This window comes from Lysinibacillus zambalensis, from assembly GCF_040183165.1.
Lineage (GTDB): Bacteria > Bacillota > Bacilli > Bacillales_A > Planococcaceae > Lysinibacillus > Lysinibacillus zambalensis.
Genome location: NZ_JBEGDG010000069.1, coordinates 1 through 544, shown reverse-complemented (window position 1 = coordinate 544; position 544 = coordinate 1). Strand labels below are relative to the sequence as shown.

Here is a 544-nt window from a genome sequence, read left to right as displayed (position 1 = left end):
ACCTCCTTTCTAAGGATATTTTCGGAATACAAACCTAGGGTTTGTAAGATTACGTTTTGCGTTCAGTTTTGAAGGTTCATTCTTCTGAATGAAACACTTCAAAACTTGTTCTTTGAAAACTGGATAAAACGACATTGAAATTGTAACAAACACATTTATTTTTTAAGTTTTTTTATAGGCTTAATAACGAATAAGGTTTCAAGACACGAGTAGTTCTAGGAAGCAATCGAGAGAAGGAAGGAGCGTACCTTTGTACGTGACTGACTGAACGAGTGCAGCTGACGACGAAATACGATGTGTATTGAAAGCTATAGGTTAAGTTATTAAGGGCGCACGGCGAATGCCTTGGCACTAGGAGCCGATGAAGGACGGCACTAACACCGATATGCTTCGGGGAGCTGTAAGTGAGCTTTGATCCGGAGATTTCCGAATGGGGGAACCCACTACGTTTAATCGCGTAGTATCTTGACGTGAATACATAGCGTCTTGAAGGCAGACCCAGGGAACTGAAACATCTAAGTACCTGGAGGAAGAGAAAGAAAAA

At 41.2% G+C, this 544-nt stretch carries 1 rRNA gene; it reads left to right on the top strand.

From position 1 onward, the window contains the following. Positions 1–313: 313 nt before the first annotated feature. Positions 314–544 (top strand): 23S ribosomal RNA (locus ABNX05_RS26080); the annotation flags it as partial.